The 26,008-nt window shown below is 52.6% G+C and carries 20 protein-coding genes and 2 pseudogenes; 9 read left to right on the top strand and 13 right to left on the bottom strand.

The genetic code is table 11. The features are described from left to right. Positions 1-55: 55 nt before the first annotated feature. Positions 56-583 carry a 4Fe-4S binding protein gene (locus tag WN53_RS23090; RefSeq protein ID WP_024485927.1) on the bottom strand — a complete coding sequence of 176 codons (528 nt, stop codon included), beginning with the start codon at positions 581-583 and terminating at the stop codon, positions 56-58. Between the two features lie 21 nt (positions 584-604). Further along, entirely contained in the window at positions 605-2,614 is a 2,010-nt protein-coding gene (gene aegA, locus WN53_RS23095; RefSeq protein ID WP_024485926.1) for a formate-dependent uric acid utilization protein AegA, read from the bottom strand. A 356-nt stretch (positions 2,615-2,970) separates the two neighbouring features. Here aegA and WN53_RS23100 point away from each other — a divergent pair, with 356 nt between their 5' ends. From WN53_RS23100 to WN53_RS23120, 5 genes are all read left to right on the top strand, one after another. Continuing rightward, entirely contained in the window at positions 2,971-4,995 is a 2,025-nt protein-coding gene (locus tag WN53_RS23100) for a type VI secretion system Vgr family protein (RefSeq protein WP_051346366.1), read from the top strand. A 30-nt stretch (positions 4,996-5,025) separates the two neighbouring features. Next, positions 5,026-6,291 carry a DUF4123 domain-containing protein gene (locus WN53_RS26935; protein WP_024485924.1) on the top strand — a complete coding sequence of 422 codons (1,266 nt, stop codon included), beginning with the start codon at positions 5,026-5,028 and terminating at the stop codon, positions 6,289-6,291. Beyond that, positions 6,291-6,977, top strand: a complete 687-nt coding sequence (locus tag WN53_RS23110) for an alpha/beta hydrolase (RefSeq protein ID WP_024485923.1) — start codon at positions 6,291-6,293, stop codon at positions 6,975-6,977. Before WN53_RS26935 ends, WN53_RS23110 begins: the two co-directional genes overlap by 1 nt. Further along, the gene (locus WN53_RS23115; protein ID WP_152526619.1) at positions 6,964-7,416 is read left to right on the top strand and encodes a hypothetical protein; all 453 of its coding nucleotides are present in this window, start codon (positions 6,964-6,966) and stop codon (positions 7,414-7,416) included. The genes WN53_RS23110 and WN53_RS23115 overlap by 14 nt, the downstream gene beginning before the upstream one ends. A 223-nt stretch (positions 7,417-7,639) precedes the next feature. After that, on the top strand, positions 7,640-10,552 hold the full coding sequence (locus tag WN53_RS23120; RefSeq protein ID WP_046808315.1) for an HD domain-containing phosphohydrolase: 2,913 nt from the start codon (positions 7,640-7,642) through the stop codon (positions 10,550-10,552). Between the two features lie 214 nt (positions 10,553-10,766). Here the strand turns inward: WN53_RS23120 and WN53_RS23125 are convergent, their stop codons facing one another. The 3 genes and pseudogenes from WN53_RS23125 to WN53_RS23135 form a co-directional block, all read right to left on the bottom strand. Further along, positions 10,767-11,288, bottom strand: coding sequence for a hypothetical protein (locus WN53_RS23125; RefSeq protein ID WP_024485366.1), 522 nt, complete (start codon positions 11,286-11,288; stop codon positions 10,767-10,769). A 93-nt stretch (positions 11,289-11,381) separates the two neighbouring features. Beyond that, entirely contained in the window at positions 11,382-12,209 is an 828-nt protein-coding gene (locus WN53_RS23130) for a carbon-nitrogen hydrolase family protein (RefSeq protein WP_024485367.1), read from the bottom strand. Positions 12,210-12,317: 108 nt separating this feature from the next. Further along, positions 12,318-13,658 (bottom strand): annotated as a pseudogene (locus WN53_RS23135) (nucleobase:cation symporter-2 family protein); the annotation flags it as partial. Between the two features lie 611 nt (positions 13,659-14,269). On the opposite strand from WN53_RS23135, the gene WN53_RS27720 reads away from it, so the two are divergent. Beyond that, complete coding sequence (locus WN53_RS27720; RefSeq protein ID WP_037412668.1) at positions 14,270-14,734, top strand: NlpC/P60 family protein; 465 nt, start codon at positions 14,270-14,272, stop codon at positions 14,732-14,734. A gap of 53 nt (positions 14,735-14,787) precedes the next feature. Here the strand turns inward: WN53_RS27720 and WN53_RS23145 are convergent, their stop codons facing one another. The 4 genes from WN53_RS23145 to WN53_RS23160 all read right to left on the bottom strand — a co-directional run bounded on the left by WN53_RS23145 (position 14,788) and on the right by WN53_RS23160 (position 19,421). After that, positions 14,788-15,813: an ABC transporter permease gene (locus tag WN53_RS23145; protein WP_024485369.1), complete on the bottom strand. Its 1,026-nt coding sequence runs from the start codon at positions 15,811-15,813 to the stop codon at positions 14,788-14,790. A gap of 17 nt (positions 15,814-15,830) precedes the next feature. After that, positions 15,831-17,315 (bottom strand): sugar ABC transporter ATP-binding protein, encoded by a 1,485-nt coding sequence (locus WN53_RS23150; RefSeq protein ID WP_024528816.1) that lies wholly within the window; start codon positions 17,313-17,315, stop codon positions 15,831-15,833. A gap of 76 nt (positions 17,316-17,391) precedes the next feature. Continuing rightward, on the bottom strand, positions 17,392-18,321 hold the full coding sequence (locus tag WN53_RS23155) for a sugar ABC transporter substrate-binding protein (RefSeq protein ID WP_021181075.1): 930 nt from the start codon (positions 18,319-18,321) through the stop codon (positions 17,392-17,394). A 551-nt stretch (positions 18,322-18,872) separates the two neighbouring features. Then, on the bottom strand, positions 18,873-19,421 hold the full coding sequence (locus WN53_RS23160) for a helix-turn-helix domain-containing protein (RefSeq protein WP_021181074.1): 549 nt from the start codon (positions 19,419-19,421) through the stop codon (positions 18,873-18,875). Positions 19,422-19,534: 113 nt separating this feature from the next. On the opposite strand from WN53_RS23160, the gene WN53_RS23165 reads away from it, so the two are divergent. The 3 genes from WN53_RS23165 to WN53_RS23175 all read left to right on the top strand — a co-directional run bounded on the left by WN53_RS23165 (position 19,535) and on the right by WN53_RS23175 (position 21,571). Next, a complete protein-coding gene (locus tag WN53_RS23165) occupies positions 19,535-20,203 on the top strand; it encodes an AzlC family ABC transporter permease (RefSeq protein ID WP_024485370.1) in 669 nt (222 codons plus the stop codon). After that, positions 20,203-20,523, top strand: coding sequence for an AzlD domain-containing protein (locus tag WN53_RS23170; protein ID WP_024485371.1), 321 nt, complete (start codon positions 20,203-20,205; stop codon positions 20,521-20,523). Before WN53_RS23165 ends, WN53_RS23170 begins: the two co-directional genes overlap by 1 nt. Before the next feature lie 64 nt (positions 20,524-20,587). Then, positions 20,588-21,571 carry a hypothetical protein gene (locus tag WN53_RS23175; RefSeq protein ID WP_152526608.1) on the top strand — a complete coding sequence of 328 codons (984 nt, stop codon included), beginning with the start codon at positions 20,588-20,590 and terminating at the stop codon, positions 21,569-21,571. A 137-nt stretch (positions 21,572-21,708) separates the two neighbouring features. Here the strand turns inward: WN53_RS23175 and WN53_RS23180 are convergent, their stop codons facing one another. From WN53_RS23180 to WN53_RS23195, 4 genes and pseudogenes are all read right to left on the bottom strand, one after another. Continuing rightward, positions 21,709-22,251, bottom strand: a complete 543-nt coding sequence (locus WN53_RS23180) for a fimbrial protein (protein ID WP_024485373.1) — start codon at positions 22,249-22,251, stop codon at positions 21,709-21,711. Positions 22,252-22,424: 173 nt separating this feature from the next. Beyond that, on the bottom strand, positions 22,425-23,174 hold the full coding sequence (locus tag WN53_RS23185; protein WP_235166983.1) for a VanW family protein: 750 nt from the start codon (positions 23,172-23,174) through the stop codon (positions 22,425-22,427). 148 nt (positions 23,175-23,322) lie between these two features. Further along, positions 23,323-24,297, bottom strand: a pseudogene (umuC, locus tag WN53_RS23190) (translesion error-prone DNA polymerase V subunit UmuC); the annotation flags it as partial. 436 nt (positions 24,298-24,733) lie between these two features. Then, positions 24,734-25,756: an IS110 family RNA-guided transposase gene (locus WN53_RS23195; protein WP_024485376.1), complete on the bottom strand. Its 1,023-nt coding sequence runs from the start codon at positions 25,754-25,756 to the stop codon at positions 24,734-24,736. Positions 25,757-26,008 lie beyond the last annotated feature (252 nt).

A 26,008-nucleotide genomic window follows, 5' to 3' on the forward strand; every position in this document is an offset into this window, starting at 1 on the left:
AACCCATTCCACGCGGTTATCGCGCAGAATGGGTTGTAGTGAGGTAAGGGATAATTTACCGCAGGTTCGGCGCAGAGCCACGGGCCGCGCGCTGTTGCTTTTCCAACTGCATAGCTTGCAGGTCTGCTGGCCGGATCAGGGTTAACGCCGCCGTTGGGCACACCTCAACACAGGCCGGCCCCGCTTCGCGCCCATGACATAGGTCGCATTTATTCGCCTGAGCCCGTTGGTACGCGACACCATTGCAGCCATAACCCTGATTGACCACCACCTCCATCGCGCCATAAGGGCAAGCCACCATGCAGCTCTTGCAGCCAATACAGCGCGACTGGATCACCTGCACGCTGCCATCCTGGTTATAGATGGCCTCGTTCGGGCAGGCGTTCAGGCAAGGGGCATTCTCACATTGGCGGCACAGCATCGGTACGCTGACGCTAAGGGTTTTCATCACCCGCAAGCGAGGATTGAAGTTTTCCGCCGTCATCGGCAACGGATTATCCCCCTGATGCGCCATCACGCAGGCAATCTCGCAGGTGCGGCAGCCAATGCACTGTTTCATATCGGCAATGACAAACTGATTCATACCGTCTCTCCTTGAACCGCGTTAGAGCACATTGAGGTAATAACCGATGCTTTCGGCCGCCTTGCGCCCTTCGGCAATGGCGGTCACGATCAGATCGGCGCCGCGCACGATGTCACCACCGGCGAAAATCTTGCGGTTACTGGTTTGGTACGGATAACCCGCCACCGTTGGCGCCACCACGCGCCCTTGCCTGTCGAGCATCACATTATGTTCCGACAACCACCCCATACGATGCGGGCTAAAGCCAAAGGCCATGATCACCGCATCCGCCGGTACGACATGTTCGGAACCCTCAACGGGTACCGCCTGCCGCCTGCCCTGGCTGTCTGGAGCCCCCATTTCGGTTCGCCGCATCTGAATGCCGCTGACCTTACCTTCCTCATCGATCACGATGCTTAGCGGTTGCAGGTTGAACATGAATTCTGCGCCCTCTTCCCGCGCATTTTTCACTTCCTTTTTCGACCCCGGCATACTCTTTTCATCACGCCGATAGGCACAAATCACCTGTTCAGCACCGTGACGTAGTGAGGTACGGACGCAGTCCATAGCGGTATCACCGCCCCCCAGTACGATCACCCGCTTGCCCGCCATATTGATGTAAGGACTTTGCGGATTCTCGGCATAGCCCATTAGCTGTTGCGTGTTGGCGATCAAGAATGGCAAGGCGTCATACACTCCCGGCGCACCTTCATTTTCCAAGCCGGAACGCATCGATTTATAGGTCCCCACGCCAAGGAACAGCGCGTCGTAATCATTGAGCAGGGTTTCCATCGAGACGTCTTTGCCAATCTCGGTGTTCAGACGGAACTCCACGCCCATATCGCTGAAAATTTCACGCCTTCTGGCCATCACGTCCTTTTTCAGCTTGAACGCCGGAATGCCGAAGGTCAGCAACCCGCCAATTTCCGGATAGCGATCGAACACCACCGGCTTGATGCCATGGCGCACCAGGATATCGGCACAGCCCAGCCCCGCCGGACCCGCGCCAATAATGGCAACGCGCTTGCCACTGTCTTTCACCGCCGACATATCTGGCCGCCAACCCATCTCAAAGGCCGTTTCGGTGATGTAGCGCTCAATGTTGCCGATGGTGACGGCTCCCCCGTGCTCATTGAGCGTACAGGATTGCTCGCACAGTCTGTCCTGTGGGCATACACGACCACACACTTCCGGCAGGCTGCTGGTTTGATGCGATAGCTCCGCCGCTTCCCAGATGCGCCCCTGGCTGGCCAGCCTGATCCACTGCGGGATCTGGTTATGCAGCGGGCAGGTCCAGGAGCAGATACTCTGCTTGCCGCAGCTCAGGCAACGTTCGGCCTGTTGCTGGATCTGCTGCTCATTAAAGGGTTGGTAGATTTCGGCAAAGCTGGTTTTGCGCAGCTCAAGTGGGATTTTACTGGCTTCCAAGCGAGGTGCCCGCGGCTGTTGCAGTAGATTACGGATCGGCGTTGATTTCTTCGGGGCTTTCGCTTCTGGACTCTGATTAGCGGCACTGCCAAACAATTGGCTATGGTGATCGCGCGCCGCTGCACGTAGCCGCTTTTCTCGCTGCTGGTCCAGCAACGTTTGGTTGTCCACCAGGCTTAGTGCATGGGTGGGACAGGCACGTACACAGGCAGGCTCATGGTTCAGCTCGCTGCACAGATCGCATTTCTGTGCCTCGACCTTCTGATAGCTGTCTGCCAGGCGATGATTGGCGGGCTGCACCGTTTCGGTCACTACCGTCATCATGCCAAACGGACAAGCGACCGCACAGGCTTTGCAGCCGATGCATTTCTCCTGGCTGACCTGGATGCTGGTATCACTCTGTTCAATGGCTCCGGTTGGACAAACATTGGCACAGGGTGCATCTTCACAATGGTGGCAGAACACGGCCGTATTACCATGGGTGCCCTGAATAACCTTGACTCTTGGGGTGAAATATTCGCGCTTGCTTGGGTATGCCCCTTGATGATGCGCAGTCACACAGGCGACCTCGCAACTCCGGCAGCCAATGCAGGCTTCTGATTCCGCAACGATAAATTGATTCATAGGTATCCTTTCCGAACAGGCTGACTGAAAAAACACGCTTTCGTTGACGTTATCTCCTTATCTTGGCTGGCGTAGGCAGGTGTCAGTAAGGTTATAACCATGTAAATATAGTGGTTATATTTGATCCATTTCCATGACATTTCGCATGAAAATGGCGTAATGCACCCATCCGCTCTAAACCAGGCAGGACAACTCTTCGCTTTAATCACCCATTGTCGTATTGGATCGCATTTACACAGCACCTTTGGTTGTTATTTCGCCATCAATACATTAATATTATTTATATATCTATGGATTTTTTGTTGTAATTGAGCGGAATATATTCATGTAATAAATGGAGGAAGTGCATGCCAGGGATGAGCAATAAAGCCAGCGGGCTGAGGTTTACGGTAAGTGTTGGCAACCTGCCAGCAGAGGCTTTTGTGGTGGTGGGATTTACGCTGCATGAGCAATTCTCCATCCCGTTCGCGCTAGAGCTTGAGGTGGCTAGCGCCAAGCCCAGCGTGGAGTTCCGTTCAATCCTGGATGGTAACGCGACCCTGACGATTTGGCGTGAAACCGAGGTGCAACGGGTCGTTAATGGCATCGTTATTTCCATTGAGCAAGGGGACACCGGACTTCATCAAACGCGTTACCGGTTTAGCATCCGTCCCTCGCTCTGGCGCGCCGGTTTGGGACACCGTTCACGTATTTTCCAGCAACAAAATTTTCTGGAAATCCTGGAAACCCTGCTAAAAGAAAACAAGATCAGCGACTACGCCCACGCGTTGCGCTACCCCCATGCCGTACGTGAGTTTTGCGTCCAATATAATGAAAGCGATCTCGATTTTATTAACCGCCTGGCCGCAGAAGAAGGGATTTACTATTTCTTTGAGCACCAAAATGGCAAACATACCTTGGTGTTTTCCGATGATTGCGCCGCACTGCATGATGGGCCGACGCTCCCCTATTATCCCGATCAGCCATCTACCTCGCTGGAGGAACCCTGCGTCACCACCTTTAAGCGCCGGGAAAGTTTACGCCTCTCCGAAGTGCTGTTGAAAGATTACACCTTTAAAGATCCCTTATGGTTGGCAGAGTTCGGCGATGATGCCCGCGATACTGAGCATCAGCCCGGTCGGTATTTCCATTACGATTTCCCTGGGCGTTTTAAAAGCACTCAGGTGGGTAAATCTTTTGCCCGCTGGCGCATCCAGGCGCTGCGTAACGATGCTCATCAGGGCGAAGGGGCAAGCAACTGCCCGGCACTGCAACCCGGCGTACGCTTTACCTTGGAAAACCATCCTCTGGAGGCACTCAATACGCGTTGGCAAATCACCCAAGCCAACCATTCAGGGCAGCAACCCCAAGCGCTTGAGAGTCACGCAGGCGGGACGGGAACTATCGTAACCAGCCAGTTTGCGTTTATTCCCCACGATCAGACCTGGCGCCCTGCTTTACTGCCCAAGCCACGGATTGATGGCGCACAAATCGCCATTGTCACGGGGCCAGCCACTGAAGAAATCTTTTGTGATGAGTTCGGTCGGGTGAAAGTCCGTTTTCTCTGGGATCGCTCGGGCAGAACCGACGACAGCAGTTCCTGTTGGATCCGGGTATCACAACCATGGGCGGGGCCACGTTGGGGCATGTCGGCCGTGCCACGCGTTGACCATGAGGTGATCGTCGAGTTTCTGAATGGCGATCCCGATCAGCCCGTAATTATCGGCCGCACCTATCACGCCAGCAACCTGCCACCAGGCAAGCTACCGGGCACCAAAACCCAGATGTCGATCCGTTCGCAAACCCATAAGGGCGAAGGTTTTAACGAACTGCGTTTTGAAGATGAAAAAGGCCAGGAAGAACTCTATCTACATGCGCAAAAGAACATGACAGCTGAGGTGCTGCATGACAGTTCCGCACGTATCGATCACGACGAGAACCGGCGGATAGGCAACGATCGCCGACAACAGATTGTCCACAATGATTTTCTGCAGGTTAATGGCGAAAAGCGTGACCGGGTAGAAAGCGATTATTCCCTGACCGTGAATAGCAATTTCCACATTAACACCAGCAACGCCTTATTGACGGAGGTTGGGCAGGAAATTCACCTGAAGTCCGGCACTAAAATAGTGATAGAAACCGGTACGGAGATCACCTTAAAGGCCGGTTCCAGCTTTATAAAAATCGATCCCAGTGGCGTCACGATCGGCCCCACGCTCAATGTGGGTACCGGCAGCCCGGGCTCCGGCAGAGGATGGGGTGGCAGAATGCCCGATGTTATTCCCATCCCAGCCAGCGTCCCTGCCTTTGCGCTAAATCCTGCACAGGTTAGTGCGTTTAAACAACCGCGAGCATTTTGCGAAGAGTGTGAGCGATGTAAACAACAGGGTTGCGCGATTTAATCGGGACAGCTTGCCGGAGGAAACGAAGATATGGAGAGTCAACTACAGCAATGGCTGGCCAATTGCGCATCAGGACAACGGTTGTATGCTGTGTTGTCCAGCGTTAGCGATGCGCAGCCACTGAAACACTACTACCAACTGGATGGCTCCCGCGTTGCAGAAGGGATTTATCACTATACGGCCTACAAAGATTGGCACGAAGTGATGCCCTATTTGGTGGAGCTGTCGGTTAATAGCCCGTTTTTAGCGTGGGTGAGTGAAGCATCCTCAACGGACTGGGGATGGCTGGCAGTCAGTGAACAGCCGCGTCAGCGCATTCTCGACCATTTACGAGGCCTGACGCAGATTAATTTGCCAGATAGGAAGACGGTATTTTTCCGCTATTGGGATGCCCAGTTTCTGCCGTTAATCCTGGAGGCCTCCACCGAGTCCCAGCAAAATCAGCTGATGGGGGTATTCAGCTCGCTTTGGGTCCGGCAACAGATGATTGAATTACCCGCCCAGGCAGCTCCAATTCTGACAGGGAAAGTGACGCTGGAAGAAGCGCAACTCGCCAAGTTAAAGCAGCAAAACCAGAGCGAGCAGGTTAGCCAGCTACAGCGCTACTTTACCGATAAATATCCGAAGCGCACCCGCCTGTTGGGCGATGTACAGGTCCAGCGGTTCATTACGCTCATCGCGGAAAAATGCCAAACTCACCGGCTGGAGCGTTTTAACGATCGTTGCCAATTCCTTGATTTAGCCTGCAGTTTAGGCAGCCATTTTGATACCGACCTCCAGCTTGAGCATATCGTCGCCCCCTATTTGACAACCGCAGTAGAAGAGCCAGGGCAGTTGGCCGTGTTAAATCAGCAGTTGGGGCTGGTTTTTGTACGAAGCATGGGCGAGCGGTTAGAGCTCTACCTGGCAGCGCTGGAAAGGCTAAACATCCTGCAACTTAATCAGTTGCCCTATATGTATGAAGAGCAGCACGTGGTGAATTATGTACGTTCACTCTACCCTGAGCGGGCGCAGTACGTTCCCATACACCAAATGTTTGGCCTATTAGCTCAGAATCAAAATTGGTTCCAGGAGCATGGGATCACCACGTTCCACGGGCAGGCGGTTATCCTGGCATTACAGTTCTTCCTGGGCCATAAAGTCTTTGACGACCCACTCTACCCTTGGGTTAAGGTGCATTTTGCTGATAACCCCATTAATCAGGAAGACGTACGGCTCGCTGAGTTGGTGGCCTACACTCAACGACGCATCAGAAAGGAACTATTGATGTTACGTAAGCATTTGGAGGCAAGATAATGTGCGCATCAGATGGAATTATTTTTCCGGGTTTTGAATATAAGCACAAAAATAACAACCCGGGCGACTATATTATCTTGCCCAGCGTAAAAGAGCAGCAAGGTAAGATTACCGCCAGCTGTTTAAAGACGTTGGTGGTGTTTATTGGCGGCGCGATGGACGCAAGTTTTCAGCCCTTGTTAAAGTTTGTTTTTGCTCCTTATGAGAAGAAAAATGGTAGAGATACCAAGGATAACAGTGGCAAGGTTATCACCCAGCGCAAACAGGATGTGGCCTACTCCGAACATGGTGGTGGCAAAGTTCCGCCGCTAATGAAAGAGTGGCATGCTGCCGGACAGAAAGTGGTACTGGTCGGCCATAGTTGGGGTGGAGACCGGGCGATTTTATTGGCGAAGGAAAACCCTGATATCCCTATAGAGCTATTAGTTACGCTTGATCCCGTATCCAGAAAAGGCAAAAGCCCCAAACCCGCCAATGTCAAACGCTGGGATAATATCTACATTGACTATTCGATTGCCGATGGAAGCTCAGCCAATCTAATCGCTCGAACGGGTGGCCCTTGGGAGAGTTGTCCAGGTGCGGATTATAATCAGGCACTAAATGTGTTACCTCGCATGTCCTATACCGGACATGCTAACGCCGAAGAAATGTTTAAGCTGGAGTCAAATAAAGTTGAAAAAATATAACCACATGCTTTTTTTATTACTTTTCACCTCTGGGTGCAAAAGTAACTACGTCTCTTATTTATATATTGACAATCTAACCGAAATGTCAACAGCTTATTGTGAGAGTAACAAGTTATCTGGATGCGATAAATACCGTTTATGCATGAGTGAGCAATATGACACTGTTAAATCTAGAGCACCTTTAGACCTCGCCATGGGCAAGTCTATTATTGTTAGAGAAGTCTTAAATATCGGATCAGAAGATGTTTTTACTCACTTAATCCCTGAAAGCTATGGTCTTTTAGACCCCAAAAAACCCGAACTTAATGATTTAGGCCTAAGCGTTGGCGTAAGCTATTTTATTTACGCCCATAACGCCTGCGCCAGCATCACCGGGGATAAAACTTATAACATCGATAGCTATATGCCACTACTGAGGGAGAAGCTTGGTGTTAAGTAACAGCCTCAAGGGTTTCAGGAACAACGCACGCGACAAAAGTGTTATCTTTGTCGCCGTTGTTTCATAAAGCTTTATTTTTTAATAACGCATTGGTTTATTTAGCTACAAAACAAAAAATTTCACTTTAAAATCAATCCAATAGCTTATTACCCCCCCAGTCAGATAATCCCCTGTTTCGTCTATAATTTATAAAAGCTAAAAATTGGCATCCAAGGTGGGCACTATGGCAGGAAAGATCACCGGTTTGAGAAGCCGCTATCCGCTACATATCCAGATTGCCGCGCTGTTTACCTTGCTGATTGTCTCCATCGGCAGCGTGATCGTGTTTTTTAGCCACAGCCAACTCACCAAACTGACCGAGGCCAGCACCAACCGGCAGTATCAAAAAACCGGGGAGGCCATTGCTGCGGAGCTGGACTCCGTTACCCGCAGCATGAAAATGTCGGTGAATATGCTGGCACGCATGCCAATAATAGAAGCCACCACGCTCGAACAACGCATGGCGTTTATCGGCCCGCTGGTCGAGATACTCAAGCAAAATGATTATGCCAACGCGGTATACAGCGCTTATCCCAACGGCGATTTCTTTATACTGCGCCGCCTCTCCCCTGCCAACCGAGCTTTATTTAATGCGCCGGAAGATGCCCAGTGGCTGGCGCAAAGCTATCGCTTTTTAGAGACCTCACCCCAGGCACAGAATATCTTTTTGGACGGCAAACAGCAGGTTATGGCGATAAAAACCGTGCCGTATAACAATTATGATCCCCGGGAGCGCACCTGGTATCAGTTGGCGGTAAAAACTCAGCAACTGATTACTTCACCGCTCTATACCTTCAAAGGTACCGGCGAGACCGGCTTCACCTACAGCATCCAGGCTGCAGATGGCCATGCCGTGATCGGTTTGGACGTTTCGCTGGCTTCACTTTCGCTGTTTCTTCAACAAAGCCTACCGCCGGATAGCCAGGCGGCGATTATCAACGCTGCCAACGAAACCATCGCCAGCCTGCCTGCGCAAAACTCCAAAAGCCAGGATGGGCTCAACAGCATTGCGCACATCCCGGTGCTGCAAACGTTGCTAGATCCCCATCACGATGCAGGCAACCTATTTACGGCACAAGGGCAGAGCTGGTTTGGGGCCGTTGTGGATCTTAAGGGGCAAAGCCAAGGCTACCAGTTGGTGATTGCCACGCCCTCGGCCTATCTGACCGCCGATGCCAACGCCATCCGCAACCGCTCGACCCTGATCGCCTTTGCGTTGCTGCTGCTCAGCCTGCCGCTGGTCTGGTATTTCTCCCTACGTATTTCCCGGCCGCTGATCCGCCTGCGCCAGGATGCCGATGCCATCAGCAATCTGCATTTTGATGAGCGGGCGGAGGAACGCTCGGTGATTGAAGAAGTGGACGACCTGCACAAAGCCATGTCCAAAATGAAGCTGACGCTCAAGCAGTTTATCTCGATGGGCAGCCTGTTATCCGCCAAGGATAATTTCCCGCAGCAGATGCAGGGCTTGCTCAATGAAACTGGCAAAATCGCGGCCATGAGCGGCGGCATTATTCTCCTGTCAGACAAAACGCCCGGCTGCTTTTCCCCCATAGCCTGCAACTGGGCTGGAAAAGAGGTGGCCAGTTCGGAGGTAGCATCTTTACTGTTTGATCCACTGAAACCCAGCGCGTTTTGGCAGGTCCTGGAAGGGAAAACCGTTGCCGGAGTCTTTACTGACGAGAATATCCCCGACCAACTGCTTACGGTCTTTGGCTCCCATTTGCCGCTACGCTACGTGGCCGTCCCGATGCAAACTCATGATAAGCAACTCATGGGGTTCCTGCTGCTGTTTAATCCTGCCGAAGCTGGCGCGGAACATGGGCAAGCCAAAATACAGCTGATTAATGCCCTGGTGGGCAGCTTATCGGTAGCGATAGAGACGCAATATCTGCTGCAAGAGCAAAAGGATCTGATGGGAGCCTTTATTCAATTGATCGCCGGAGCGATCGACGCCAAGAGCGCCTATACCGGTGGCCATTGTCAGCGCGTACCGGTCATTACCAAGATGCTGGCCAAGGCAGCGGTTGAGGCCAAACAAGGGCCGTTCGCCGATTTTACCCTTTCCGCCAATGAGTGGGAGGAACTGCACACCGCCTGCTGGCTGCACGACTGCGGGAAAATCACCACGCCGGAAGCCATAGTGGATAAGGCCACCAAGCTGGAGATGATTTACGACCGTATTCACGAGGTGCGGATGCGCTTTGAGGTGCTGAAACGGGAAAAAGAGGTTAGCTTCCTGCGCAAGCACGCTACGAACCCCGCTACCGAGCAGGAAGAACAACGGTTACGCGATGAGTTGCAGCAGTTGGATGAGGATTTCTATTTTATTGCCCAGTGCAATATCGGTGGCGAATTCCTGTCTGACAGCGCGCTCGCACGTATTCAACAGATTGCACAATATCAATGGACCCGCACTCTGGATGACACCGCAGGCGTGGCCCGGGAAGAATTGGCGCGAAAAAACCGCCGCCCTGCCGTCCCCTTACCTACCCAGGAGCCACTGCTGGCGGATAAAGAAGAACATATCATCTACCGCGATGAGAAAAGCCATCTGCCGGAAAGCTATCACTTCAAACTCAAGGAGCCGACCTTGCTCTATAACCACGGGGAGATTTACAACCTGGGCATTCGAAGGGGCACCCTGAGTGAGGAAGAGCGCTATAAAATCAACGAACACATTATGCAGACTATCATCATGCTGGAAAAACTGCCGTTCCCACGCACTATGGCCAACGTGGCGGTGATTGCCGGTGGCCATCATGAACGCATGGATGGCAAAGGCTATCCGTACCAGTTGACCCACCTGCAGATGAGCATTCCGGTGCGTATGATGGCGATCGCCGACGTGTTTGAAGCCCTGACGGCGGCCGATCGGCCTTATAAACCGGGCAAGCTGTTATCTGAGGCACTCAATATTCTGGTCAGCATGGCGAATGAACATCATCTGGACCGCGAATTGATGATCCTGTTCCTGGAGTCTGGTATTTGGCATGACTACGCCCTGAGCTATCTGCAAGCCGATAAAATAGACACCGTCGATATTCCTGCACTGTTACGCAAACTCGAAATACCCGATTGCCAACCGACGAACTGATACCCAACAGTTTTGCAGCCCCTCACCCCAGCCCTCTCCCAAAGGGAGAGGGGGCCAAACGTGCCACAGATTAACATCCGCGCCTGACTTCAGCTCCGTATACGCTGGGGTTGGAAGGGGTACTCAACGTGCAGCAAATTAGCTCCGGTACCTGACCACGGCGCCCTGCCAGCCCCCTCTCCTTTTTGGGGAGAGGGGAAAATATCAGAAGCCGTTATTTTTTCTGCCGTTGCGCCTCAAACCACACGCCGCATTGGGAGAAGAGCAGCGTATTACGATCTTTCACCAACACGTTATCACCGGGAACGCCTTCAGTCCCTTGATCGGTGATCCCCGGTACGGTGACATCCTGATGCTGAATGATGACTCGCTGCACCGAAGGCGTACTGATGCCCAAAGTCGGGAAATCGACGTACCAATTATCGCCCGAGTTGTCTTCCACAAACTCTTGCGCCTCTACCGTGGTGGTAGTCGCCCCCTGATTGCTCAGTTGCTGTTCATGCCAGGTAAAACCGTCTGCTTTATAGTTGATACTATTACCGACCAACTGCTGTGCCTGCTTTTCATCCCAGCAGCTCACGGTCTGGGTGGGAATGATCTTGGTCACGCTCCAGTTGCCGATTAACGCCGATGGGATCGGGTCTGGGGCGTTTTGTGCTGCCCAAGCGGCGGGAAATGACAGCACCAACAGCGCAGCCAATGGTACGATTCTTTTACTCAGGGCGGGGAATTGCATGGTACGGCTCCTTAGAGTGCTGCAAGTCTATCAATTACAGTGACCAATCTGGCTATGACTTTACCTAAGCCATTGGCCTTTCAGCAAGCGGTGTTAACGCGCAATTAATGGCCACCAGCGTTGTTCATCATCCCGCTGCTGCCACTGCGTCTCCCCACAGAGTGCCAAACGCCGATCTTCCAGGTAACGATATTCGCGGCGAGCCGCTTCCAGCAGGCTAAAATCCAGCTCCGCCTGCATTATTCCCGGCTCGCGCCCCAGGCTGGCCACCTCACGCCCCAGAGGATCGACAACCAGGCTTTCCCCGGCAAACTGCATCCCACATCCATGCCCGGCGCGGTTGGCCATCGCCACAAACATCTGATTATCCTGAGCGCGAGCCAGCAAAGCGTTACGATGCACATGACCATAGGGATCCATATTGCCATCGGTAACCAGCAACAAATCACAACCCATCAGGGCCAACGCTCGTGATGCCTCTGGGAATTCGATGTCGTAGCAGATCAGTAAACCAACACGCCGCCCACGCCACAGCCCGCAGACCAGGCGATCGCCCGCTTGTGCTTCGACGCGTTCGTTGGTCCATAAATGGCTTTTGCGATAATGCAGATAGATGCCCTGCTCCGGTGTGATCAGCACCGAGCTGTTGAACAACTGCGCACCATCCTGCTCAAGAAAACCCACTGCGACGGCAATACCCGTACGCTGACTTGCCGCTACCACTTGCGCGAGTTCCGGGCCTTGCAGTTGCAGCGCGTAGTCCGTATTGCCGTCAGGATGGGTAAAGCCGGTAAGCTGCGTTTCTGGCAACACCAACAGGTCGGTTTGGCCGCTGCAACGTTCAATTTGCGCCAGCACGGCGGCCAGGTTATGGGCAATGTCCCCTTCACGGCAGGTAAATTGGGCCAAGGTTATCCGCATTGATTACTCCTTTTATGTCGAACAGTGTTTTTACCTGTTATCGCCACTGGCTGGCAAGCCACTGTTAACGGAGATCATCAATAAACGGCAGCGTTATTCCTCCGGATGATAGCCATTGAAGTAGAGATTCAGCAGCACCGCCGCCACTGAAGAGAGCAAAATGCCGCTGTGCAGCAACGGTTGCAGGCTCGCTGGCATCTGGTTAAAGAAATCAGCCGCCACGATCGGGATCATGCCAAGCCCCAGACTGATGGCGACAATATAGGCGTTATAGCGATTGGTATTGAAGTTGACCCTGGTCAGGATCTTGATGCCGGTAGACAGCACCATGCCAAACATCACGATACCCGCGCCCCCCAAGACAAACTGCGGGATCGAGGCCACCAGAATAGACATTTTGGGGATCAGGCCGAACAGCACCAGAATCAAACCTGCCATCACGCACACCCAGCGGCTGGACACCTGAGTAACGCTTACCAAGCCAATATTCTGGGAGAACGAGGTATGCGGGAACGTATTGAAAATACCGCCGATAATGGTTCCCAGGCCGTCAACCCGCAGCCCACGGACCACATCCTGCTTGGTGGTTGGGCGGCCGACAATTTCCCCCAGCGCCATAAACATGCCCATCGACTCAATAAATACGATCAGCATGACGATCGTCAGGGTGATAATCGAAGCCGGATCAAAGGTGGGCCAACCGAAGGCAAAGGGGCGCACGATGGCAAACCAGGCGGCATCATTCAGGCCAGAAAAGCTGACTTCTCCCATCAGCAGCGCCACCACAAAACCAAAGCCAATCCCCAACAACACGGAAATATTAGAGATAAAGCCTTTGCTAAACCGGGTGATTAGCAAAATAAAAATCAGCACCAGCAACGAGACGCCAATATAGGCCGGGTTACCGTAGTTGGCATTGCCCCTGCCCCCGGCGGCCCAATCTATCCCGACCCGTACAATGCTAAGGCCGATTGAGGTGATCACAATCCCCGTCACCAGGGTTGGGAACAGCGGCATCAAACGGCCCACCAACGGCACCAGCAACGTGGTGATAATTCCAGCCGCAATGGTGGCGCCAAAGATACCGGTCAGGCCGATTTCGGGGTTGGCACCGATGGCCAACATCGGCGTGACGGCAGCGAAGGTGACGGACATGATGACGGGCAACCGAATACCAGCAAAGCGACCAATCCCGATGCATTGCAATAGCGTCACCACGCCACAGCAAAACAGATCGGAGCTGATCAGATAAGCAATCTGCAGCTTATCCAGCCCCAGGCTACCGCCGATCATCAATGGGACGGCAACCGCCCCCGCATACATCACCAGGACATGCTGAAGCCCCAGGGTAAAAAGATGGGCAATGGGTAATATCTCTTCAACTTTATCAATCGGTTTTTCAGTCGTCTGCGCCTTTTCGCCGGGCAAAATAGTATTCAAGTTGGTCATGGAACCTCACTCCTGTACGGCCTTGATCAGGTTGTCATTCCTGATGGCTACGATTCGAGGGCACAGCCTGATAACCCCCCTGATAATGGATGTACGGCACGAGTTCCGGGCATGCATATTGTGTGCAGAGTGGGCGGTTCTCAGGTGGTATTGTGCAGGAGAGTGTTTTAAATGCGAAAACCATCACAGATGAGGCTTAATTTATTTCGATTTAATTAACATTATATTAGATAAAAAATAACACTCACCATCGGCGAAAATGGCGCAATTGATAAAATTACCAATATGATTCGTCTCAATTTGAGATCCCACCACCGTACCCAGCCGATAAACCGATAGCAGCGCATGTTGCAATTTTGGTTGGCAAAATCTTCCACCGGTAGCTAATTCCTTGATTGCCCCTCATTCCCGGGTTTCCACAGCCAACCAGAGGCCTACTATCAAAAGTAACAAGCCGATAACTCGCATAGGCATGGTTAATAATTAGCCTATTTATGGTTTATTTATGAGCGATAACTGTGTATATTACCACCACTCAGAAGGAATGAGTCAGGCGATCCGGCCACTCCATTACAGGGATAGACGTTCAGTTGCTCTTTCAGAAATCTTTTATGCTTAAATTTTTTGCTGTATTTCTCACTTGCTCAGCTTTTTGCATGAGCTTTTCCGCTTCAGCCAGTTCCGGCCACAATAATACTCAGGAGCTAAAAAAAATCCTGTCGCATTATGACCGATGGGAAGGAGTTCGATACAAATTCGGGGGTAACTCGCGCAAAGGCATCGACTGCTCAGCCTATATGCAGCGCGTGTTTCAAGATGAGTTTGCCGTCAGCTTGCCACGCAGCACTGGTGAACAAATGAAACTGGGTTCACGAGTAGCTAAAAGCCAGTTACACACGGGCGATCTGGTGTTTTTCAAAACCTCATCCCGTCAGCGCCACGTCGGCGTTTATATCGGAGAGGGTGAGTTTGTTCACGCCTCTACCAGTATGGGCGTCACCGTTTCCAGCCTGGATAATCAATACTGGGGCGCGCGTTACGAACTGGCCCGGCGTATCAATGGCAGCGATGCATAAAACTGCCCACCAAGCCAAACCGCCGGTTACCAGACCGGCAGCCAAGACTAGGATCACAGCTTCTTGCGGTTACGGCGCATATCGATAGCCACCGCGGCCACGATGATCATGCCTTTGATAATGTCCTGAATGTAGGAATCCACACCGATAAAGGTAAAGCCACTTTTGATCAGGCCGAGGATCACCGCGCCGATCAGCGTGCCGGTAATGCGCCCCACTCCGCCCATCAGGCTACTGCCACCGATGACCGCTGCGGCAATGGCGTCCAACTCATAAGACACCCCCATGCTCGACTGCCCGCTACTGACTCGTGCCGCCAGCACCACGCCCGCTAATCCTGCCAACCCACCCGCAATGGTGTAGACCGTCACCAGGTATTTATTGACGTTGATCCCAGAGACCCTGGCCGAAGTCATGTTGCCGCCGATGGCATACACGTATTTGCCATAACGGGTGTGCTTCAGGGCGATATGGAAAATCACCGCCACCACCAGGAAGATAATCACCGGCATGGCACCTTGGCCAATCGAGGTGAAACCGTCCGACAGGAAGCTGACCGGATTACCTTTGGTGTAATACTGTGCCAAACCACGGGCAGAAACCATCATCCCCAAGGTGGCGATAAACGGTGGAATGCCGGTGCGGGTGATCAAGAACCCGTTGATAAATCCGCAAATAATCCCCACCCCAATCCCGGCCCCGATGGGGATCGCGGCGGGCAGATCCAGCAGGCCCGGATACATTGGCGAAATGCTTTCGGAGGTTTGCGCCAGGCTGGCCGCCACCACCGCCGTCAGGGCAATCAACGAGCCAGAAGAGAGATCGATACCGGTGGTAATGATGACCTGGGTGACGCCAACGGCGATGATGCCAATGATCGCCACCTGCAAGACGATCAGCAGCAGGCGGTTCGGGTTAAGCAGGAACGACTGATCGCGCACGTACCAGCCCAGCATTTCAAAAATCAGCGCAATACCGATCATGACGATAAAGATGCCGGTATCTTTCGGCAGCTTGCCGCTAAAACCGGCAAACAGCGAGGCTTTGACTGGCTGAGTTTCCACTTTGACGTTATTCATTATGTTTTACCTTTGCGTTATTCCGAGGCCAACGCCATGATTTTTTCCTGGTCTGCTTCATCTTTATCCAGGATCCCCGTAATGCGTCCGGCGTGCATCACCATGACGCGATCGCTCATGCCGAGTATTTCCGGCAGTTCGGACGAAACCAAAATAATGGCGACGCCACGGTGCGCCAATTCGCTGATCAGGCGATAAATTTCTGCCTTGGCCCCCACGTCGATACCGCGCGTGGGTTCATCCAGGATCAGGATCTTCGGCTGCGCCAATAGCCAGCGGGCAATCAAGACCTTCTGCTGGTTACCGCCGCTGAGGTTATTGATAATCTGGTCCATCGTCGGGGTTTTAATATTGAGTTTGCTAATTTGCTCCATGCAGTCTTTAGCCATTTGCGTCTGGCTGACAAAGCCGTTTTTGCTGGTATAGGCGGAAAGGTTGACGATGCTCATGTTCTCCACCACCGATAGCACCAGAAACAGACCAGACTTTTTACGGTCTTCGGTGAGGAATGCCAGCCCTTGCTCGATGGCTTTGGAGGGGGAATCTATTTTTACCGGCAAGCCTTCAATATAAATCTCGCCCCCCTCGGCCGGGTGCATACCAAACAGGCTCTCCATCACTTCGCTGCGCCCTGCGCCCACCAGCCCGGCAACTCCGAGGATTTCCCCACGCTTAACCGCAAAGGAGATATCGTGGAACCAGCCGCTGCGCCGCAACCCGGCCACACGCAACACCTCTTCACCGATATTGTTATTGAACTTGGGGAACATCTGGGTCAGCTCGCGGCCCACCATCATGGTGATTAGCGACTGTTTGGTCAGATTCTCGGTTTTATCACTGGCGATCGAGGTACCATCGCGGAAGATGCTGACCTCGTCGGTGATGGCAAAGATTTCATCCATTTTGTGGCTGATATAGATAATGCCTTTGCCCTGCTGCTTCAGTTCACGAATGATCGCAAACAGATGCACCACTTCCCCTTCCGTTAATGCCGAGGTCGGCTCATCCATGATCAATACGTCGGCGTTATAAGACACCGCCTTGGCAATCTCGACCATCTGTTGGTTGGCGATGCTCAGCGTGCCTAGTTGAGTTTCCGGGTCTAATTTAATCTTGAGATGCGCCAACAGCTCACGGGTTTTGCGGTTTAATTCCTCGTGATTGACAAAACCCAGCTTGGCGGGTTCACGCCCCAACCAGATATTTTCTGCCACCGTCATATGCGGCACCAGGTTCAGCTCCTGGTGGATCATGGAGATGCCCGAGTGCAAGGCCGCCAGCGTATCGTTAAACGTCACCGGCTGCCCTTTGACCTTGATGGTGCCAGCATCGGGCCGGTAAATACCGATTAAGCACTTCATCAGCGTTGATTTACCGGCACCGTTTTCCCCCATTAACGCATGCACGCTGCCCGGTTTGATCTTGAGCGACACGTTATCCAACGCCTTAACGCCCGGGAACTGCTTGCTGATGCCTTCCGCCTCCAGCACATAAGGATACATACTGATAACCTCCGCCGTTATCCTGCCGATAGCTGTGAACGATGCCCCTCACGTTAGGCAAGGGGCCGGTTGGTCATTACTTTTTGTTCTTGTCGGCAAAGTCTTGGTAATTGGCTTTGGTGATCAGTTGGTAAGGGATCATGACGCTGCTTTCGACCTTCTCGCCTTTGACCAGTTGAATGGCCGTTTGTACAGCCCCTTCCCCCTGGCCTTTGGCATCCTGGAAGATGCTGAGGCTCAAATCCCCCTTCTTGATAAACTCCAGGGCATCCGGGGTGCCGTCGACACCCGCTACCAGCACGCCGGTTTTCTTCGCCTGTTTCAGCGCCAGAATGGCACCGATCGCCATCTCATCGTTATTGGAAGCAATGGCATCAATCTGCTGGCCGGAGAGGATCCAGTCGGTCGTCACGTCAACCGCCTCTTTGCGGAAAAACTTGGCGGTTTGCTTATCGATAATGTGAATATTCGGATATTGGGCCACCACTTCCTCAACGCCGCGGGTCCGGTCACGGGTGGCTTCGCTGGAGAGTTCACCGAGCAGGATCATCACGTTGCCCTTGCCGTTCATCAGCTTGGCCAGTTCTTCCATCTGCAGCTTGCCCGCCAGTTTGGAATCTGAACCTACATAGGCCATACCCGCTGGCAGGGTGGCTTCTGGCCGACGGTTGACGAACACCAGTGGAATATGGGCGTTCTCCGCCAGTTTGATCATTGGCTTGACGCCCTGGGTATCCACCGGGTTAAGGATGATGGCGTCGACCCCTTGACTGACGAAGTTCTCTATCTGCTGGATCTGCTGTGCGATATCGCCTTTGGCATCTTCAAACTGGCCGCTGACGTTACCTTCCTGCTTCATTTTGTTCTGCATGGATTGGCGCAGGATGGTCAGGAAGTTGTCATCAAAGTAGGCCATCGACACGCCGATCTTGATATCTTTGGCTAACACCGAGGCTGGCAGCATGCACATCAGTAGCGAGGTGACGATCAATTTCTTCAGCTTCATGTTCTGTACCCTTTAATCGTTAGAGTGAAGAGGCCTGTTGATTTGACGGCTAATGAAAAATATTTTTTACATTCAAACAACAATCCGCTCGTTATTATCGCCTTAAAACCCTGTTCCACCTGGCATCGCATCAGTTAATACTGGTTATGAGATGCCTGGGAATAATTAAAAATTAACTTTAAAACAATGCGTTGAAATGAAATCCTGATGTAATTGTTAAATACCCCATTCAGTCGTTAAACGTTTATTTCAAAAATTAGACTAATGAAATTTTTTAACCCAAACAAGCGAAACGTGCGTTTTGGAATGGGCAAATAACAAAAATATGACAGGGATCTAACAAATGGACGCAAAGTGACCGCTGTTCCCCCTCACCCCAGCCCTCTCCCATTGTAAAATCGGAGGATCCCATAAACAGCTGTTTAAGGGAGAGGGAGCGGGTACGGTGTTGTAGGTAAGAACGGAAGTCAGTCTGGAGGTATAAGGCAGAACGCCGTAGTCAACATTCGGTTCCCTCTCCCTTCTGGGAGAGAGTTAGAGTGATGGGGATGTTAGTTTTGTTCTGAGACCAGCACGGCCAGCGTATCCGGCTCCAGGGCGCGGAAGATGTGCGGCCGGTCGGCTGGGTAGCAAATATAATCCCCGGCATTCAGCTCGGCAGGCTCTTCCACCAGCCCGACCAAGGCGCGCCCTTGGGTGATGACGATGTGTTCTACCGAGCCTAACGGATGCGGATGAGAAAGACGGTCGGCTCCCGGCTGGGTCGTCAGCAGATAGATATCCCGCCGGGCGCCAGGCGGACAGGTTGCCAACAGCACTGCCGTATAGTTAGCCACTTCCGACACCACCGCAGCCCCTTCCCCGCGTCGGATCACCTGCGTTTTACTCTGCTGCGGCTCCATCAAACGCGCAAAGGGGATATCCAGCGCAACGCAGAGTGCCCACAGCGTTTCCAGACTCGGATTGCCATTCCCCGCTTCCAGTTGTGACAGCGTGGATTTGGCAATTCCTGCCCGGCGGGCAATTTCTGCCAACGAGAGGCCTGTACGCTGGCGTTCGCGCACCAGAGCTTCCGCAATGATATTGATGGGTTGTTTCATAGGTCGCGTAACTCACCTTATAACGAACGATCGTTCGACTTGTAAATCGAGATTGAAGTGTTCATTATAATAGAACAACCGTTCGTTTTGAGAAAGGCAGTGAGAAAAATAGTATGGCTAAACACTTTTTCCCCTCGCTTGATAAGGGCGTGATCAAAGGGATCGCGCTGGTCTGCCTGGCAGACGGCATCGTGGGGATCTCCTATGGTTCATTGGCGACCGGCCTGGGTTTCGAACTCTGGGTCCCACTGATGCTGTCGTTGCTGGTGTTGGCGGGTGCCTCTGAATTTCTGTTTATCGGCATCGTAGCCAGCGGTGGTAGCCCCTTTGCTGCGGCGGCTGCCGGGCTGCTGGTTAATGCACGCCACCTGCCTTTCGGTATGGCAGTGAAAGAGGTGATCGAGCGCAGCCGCTTTAAGTTATTGGGTTGCCATATCATGAACGACGAAAGCGTGGTGTTCGGCATTTCCCAACCGACGTTGGCCAAAAAACGGGCAGCCTACTGGCTCTGTGGGCTGGGGATCGCCGCCTGCTGGCCGTTGGGCGTGTTGATTGGTGGCACCATCGGTAGCTTTATTCCCGATATCAATGCCATCGGGCTGGACGCCGTGTTCCCCACCATTTTGCTGGCCTTGATTGTTGGTTCGCTGAAAAAACTACGCACCAGCATTTCTGCCTGCTCCGGCACCCTGATTGCCCTGGCTAGCGTGCCCTTGGTACCGATTGGCATGCCGGTGCTGTTTTCACTGTTGGGTTTACTGATCAGAAAGCGAGAAAAATAATGGGTAACCAAACACTCATCATCGGCATTCTGATCCTGGCCAGCGGCACCTTTGCGTTTCGCTTTGCCGGTTTCCTGCTGGGCCGCAGCCTGAGCTTTTCTGACCGGGTTCAGGCCTTGCTCGCCGACTCTGCCACCACATTGCTGCTGGCCGTAGCAGTGATCGCGACGCTGTTCGAAGGGCAGCACTTTGCCGGTTATGCCCGTTTAGGCGGTGTGGCCGTGGGAGCATTATTAGCCTGGCGGAAAACGCCGCTAATCGTGGTGCTGCTGGCTGCGGCGGCAGTGACGGCGCTGTTGCGGGTAGTCGGTGTGGCATAACTCACTGCTGGCCGGGTATGATGGCGGCCGGCAGGTATGCTGCCTCACCGGAGATGGGATAGAAATGGAGAAGCTCGCCACTTTAGCCGTAGTTGGAATAGTGCTGCTTGCGCCTTGGACAGCGCTACAGGCCGTGACGCCAGTGGGCCCAGGTTTTCCCCCTGACCGACCTGCTTCACTGTTTGACTGTCAGGCTCCGTTGATCAAGCTGTTAGCCAGCAGCAATCAGGCGCTGATCCGGGCGGAGAAAGTGCCAGCGAACAAGCTGGAAATCAATATTGAACCACGGGCCAACGGCATACAGGCCATTCAACTGTTCGATCGCCGCAAGTCAGCCTCGCCCGATTCGCCAGGGGCCGGACATCTTGGTTGGGTCATGTACGATCCGCACACCGGCCAGCTACTGGATAACAGCGCCGACGAACAGCATCCGCAACCGCTCACCTTTAATCCACAGTACGGCAAGCAATATCAGCAATGCCTACAGAAAGAGCAGCGCTGTGCGACCATTCTGGACCAGATGAAATTAGGCGCCATCATTGCCGATTCCCCTAAATATGTGGTGCGTGGTAAAGGCCGGGCTTATTTTCACGCCACCCCCACCGAGCAGTGCGTCAATGAATCTCAATTTGTGATCCCGGATGACAAGGTGCAGGTGGTGGGGTATGCCGCGCTTGAGCCCGTCGAAGGCGAGAAAAATGGCTATTTGTTAGTCGGTTATGGCAATACCTCCGGCTGGATCAACGTTGATCGTCTGGCCCCGCTCGACGAGATTTGCCACGATGCGCAGGCCAGCGCCGAATCCGCAATAAGCAAAACGGCCTCGCCTGCGGCGAAGTATCTGGTGAAGAGTAAGAAACTCTATTTTTACGACTCGCCGGATAAGCTCTGCCAGGATGAGGGCGGAAAGTTTGTCGTCAATGGCGATAGCGTTACCGCCACGCACGGGCAAGCTTATAAGGGATTTTTGTTTGTGAGTTATCTTCATCCCAAAACCGGCGATAAAACCACGGGCTGGGTGAAGACTGATGGTTTGACGGCGCAATAAATGTAGGCCCGATATTGCCTTATCCGCTAATTTTCCTGACGAACGCAGCATGCAGCGCCCCAGCGTTCTGGCTCTGTTGGCGCTTGTTAGCAGTCTAAAACCCACCGAACGGTGGGTTAGATAGCACTATCGATCAATCAGGCAGCCAGCTCAAATAAATAGAGCGTGTAATCAACCTTGCTCGCCACATTACCCGGCGTTGCGCGGCCAGTACTGCAGAAGTTTGCGGCAAAGGAGGCATAAACCTCACCATCCATCACCGGGACAAACGCCGAACTGACCAGTTGAGAGTTACTCCCTGCCTGAACAATATCGCCTTGCTGGTTACGCAGTTGGATCTGCACGTTCCCCGCCTCCGCCATATTAATCAGGCCACCGGTGACTACATCAACCGTCGCGCCCCCCTCAAAAAACACCAAGGCGTGAGTATATTGCTCCGAGATACCCGCAACACGGATGTCAAAGCGGGTTGCCTGGGCCTGAGCCCCCGGGTTTGCCAGCTGCACTTCGCTTACGGCACCAAGCTGCACGTAGCCATTTTGCGTTTCGCTGCCGTTAACGCTGACGGTGAGGCCTGCATTGCGTGGCCGCTGTAAAATAATGCCACCCTCTTCAATCCCCATGCTTTGGGCGACGATTTGTCCAGAAAAATTGATGGTTCCATTGACGGTATTATTCATGGTAAATATCCTTATCCTAATAAGAGAGCAGAGTGAAACTGATGTTTCATCTGATTTAATTCGCAGGGTTTGTTCTGCTTAACTAAATATTACCCACTTAATGATAAGGGTTCCTTCTGTTACCGTTGTGCTGTCAATGGCAAGGCGCTGAGGCTCCGCGTGATTGACGATATTCACTCAACCCTATGTTCTTCAACATCATATTTTACCACCACATCGTTCTGGTATAGCCGTTCAGAATGTAACACCACCGAGTCCTGCCCTTTGGTGGAGATATCACGCCAGATTTCATTCTGTCGGTAGACACGCTGTTGCCGACGGATAAATCGGTGGGATTTCTGGTAGATATGATATTTCACCGTGCGAGGGGCCGAACACAGCAGCTCACCTTCCAACTGGTGTTCCGCAACGTTGAACACCAGTTGAAAGCTATCCTGAGTCGGGTTATGCAGCACCAGATCAATATAGTTGTAGAAAATGGCGGCTCCCGAGCCAAAAGGCAAGATCCGCCCTTCGTCCGGGAAAGGATCAAAACTGTGGTTGGCCCGTTCGGCCACTACCAACGGTGAGTGGATTGCCATCCAGTGGATTAAATTGCTGAGCTGGCAAATACCCCCGCCAATACCGCTGCGCGCTTCGCCAAACGACAGCTCCATCCCTTCAACAAAACCACGCGTGCGAGTCGGTTTCCCCACCAGCTTACAAAACGAGAAATACTCACCCGGCTTGATAATAATTCCGCTGGTTGCCGCAACCGCCAGCCGCAGATTAATCACTTTATTGTGCTGCAAACCAATATCGCTATTGCCCAGCTTGCGGATCAGCTTCGAGGTGTGCTTGATAAAACGGTGATCCAGCCGCTGCTCCGGCCTTTTCTCACTGGCGTACCGGCGCGATGACCATTGCCACGTAAGATGGCGCAAAACCCGCTTTTGCTGGACTCGTAACCAATAAAGCAGCGGGTGATAAGATGATAGAGGCCTGCGCATAGCGTTAATCCATTAGCTAGTAACTTACTGATAAAATTATAAAACACCACGTTATGGCGTAGTGGTCAGGGAAAATCGCCGCTCAGTATACCCGAGCACGGGGCAAATCACTCAGCCTGGTGGTATAAGCCGGTGACAGCAGTTCACGCTTCATTGACCACACCTGCTGCGTTCCCTGGCCAGCAAACCACAGTTTGGCCCGGCCCGAGTTATTGATAGAGTCCATTACTTTCATTAACTCTTCACTGCCATGCCTAGGCTGATACTCATCGAACATGTCGAGCTGTGCAACGCCCTGGCTGAAAAAATCCTGCAGCATCACACCGCCCTTATCGAAACGATGACCGGGTTGCCAAATGGCATCCAGGCAGCGCATGGCGGCGGCAATAATATCGCGGGTGTCTTGCGTTGGCGTGTTCAATTTGACGCTGGCCGAATTACCGTAATAGGCCTCGTGAGTGGCGAACGGGCTGGTTTTGATCCAGGCGCTGACGTGCCGACAATACTGCCGTTCCGCCCTCAGTTTTTCTGCCGCTCGTGTGGCGTATAAGCAGATCGCCTGATGCATATGTTCATACTCGGTGATGCGTTCGCCAAAGCTGCGGCTGCTGATAATCTGCTGCTTGGTTGGCGCGAACTCTTCCAGCTCAAGACAAGGTTCACCACAAAGTTCCCGCACCGTTCGTTCGATGACCACGCTGAAGCGTTTACGTATCATGGTAGTGCTGGCATCGGCCAGTTGCAGCGCGCTTTCTATCCCCATCGCGTTCAGCTTTTTTGCTATCCGCCGCCCAATGCCCCAGACCTCTTCTACCGGCACCTTATTCATCAGCTTACGCTGCCGCTCCAGGCTGGAAAGGTCGACCACGCCGTTGGTTTGTTTCACCCATCTTTTGGCGGCAAAATTTGCCAGCTTGGCCAGCGTTTTGGTTTGCGCAATCCCGACGCCGATCTTTAGCCTCGTCTCGCTCCACACTTTGTCCCTGATCTGCCACCCAAACAGTTCCAGATTGCCGCAATTAGGCACCGAGGAGAGATCGAGAAAGCTTTCATCGATCTAAAGGAAATATGGACGACTATGGACATTAATAATCTTTAGTACAATTAACGGGTTATCTTCATACTAGTTTGTCCATAGAAAAACACCTTATTAAAGTTGTTTATCCTTGGCATGTCCATACCCCAAAAGGTTCTTTAAGGGGTCAGTTTGGATATCGAAAATTATTGTACTATAAGGGCTTCCCCGGCATGTCAACGCCGGTATGCAAGGTTTCTGTCTGCTCTTCAGTAAAAATAAAGGGGGAGAGACTGCGGCACTATAAACGGCCATGATGAATCGTCATCGATTCGGACCCTGATGAAAGACGCGCGTGAGGTTCTTGTTCGTTAAGCGGATACGTATATCCTGTACAATAGCCAGATAGGCCTCACGGGGTCTAACCCTTTATCATCAACGAGTTGCAGGTCAGATGGTTATACTGCTGCTTCGTGCTTTAGCTGGCTGAGTACAGCCTGAAATCATCACCGTAATGCAATGATGCCCAGCACAGTCTTGCATTTTTGGCAGCGATGGCAACAACAGCGCGCCAGTATCCTCTGCGTTCGACCAGTGAGCAAACCCAACGACTGAATGAATCAGTCCTTTTTTCCACCCCGATCAGTACCGAGCGGGCACCCTGAACCAGAAGTGTTCTCAGATACGAATCGCCAGCTTTCGTTATCCTGCCAAGCTTCGACTTTCCGCCGCTGCTGTACTGCGATAGAGTTAGCCCCAGCCAGGCTGCCAGCTGGCGCCCATTCTTAAAATCATGTGCATTACCGATACTGGCGACCAGCGCACAGGCCGTTGTGGGGCCAATACCCTTCAGCTCCATCAGCCGCTGACTGCGATGATCTGTTTTGGCCATGCGGGACAAAATTCGGTCATATTCAGCTATGTTGGCTTCGATACGAGCAACGTGCTCCAGCAAATCATCAACACATTGCTGAACCTGAAGTGGTAAAGAATTCTTCTGTGCAGAAACCATGTGTCGCAGGGCATCAGTACTTTGTGGCGCGATGACGCCGAATTCAGATATCAATCCTCGCAGGCGATTATACGTTGCTGTTTTCTCTTCGATAAACCCCTGACGAGTGCGGTGCAGGCACTGCATCGCCTGCTGGCTTTCATCCTTAACTGGTACAAATCGCATATGTGGGCGACGAACCGCTTCACAGATAGCCTGTGCATCAGCTGGATCATTTTTCCCTGATTTACCGGCCATGCGATAAGGAGATACAAACTTTGCAGCCATCAGACGCGGCTCATGACCATACTGCCGGAACAGTCTTGCCCAGTAATGCGCTCCGGAACAGGCCTCCATTCCGATAACACAGGGTGGCAAACCAGCAATCAGCCCGGGAAGAGCGGTGCGGGTTACTCTGGATTTAATCAGAACTGTTTTGCCATTCTGGTCAACACCGTGAACAGCGAACACATTTTTAGCAAGATCGATACCGACTGTCGTGATGGTCATAACGAATCCCTCCGGGGCTGTGTTTACCCCATGATTGCACAAGAGTTAATCAGGCGCATAATCAGGGGAAGTCCCTTCCATTCGTTAAGACTAAATTTTGGCCACTTCAAAACGGAAGAGCCGCTATTTAGACGACTTCTCCGTCGATATTTCCGTTACCCTACCTCAGCATGTTAACCAGTGAATTCAGGTCCACAATCTCAGCGCGGCTCTGGATGTGTAATATCGATTAACAAAATGTGTTGCCAGGCT

The organism is Serratia fonticola (assembly GCF_001006005.1).
GTDB classification, from domain to species: Bacteria; Pseudomonadota; Gammaproteobacteria; order Enterobacterales; family Enterobacteriaceae; genus Chania; species Chania fonticola.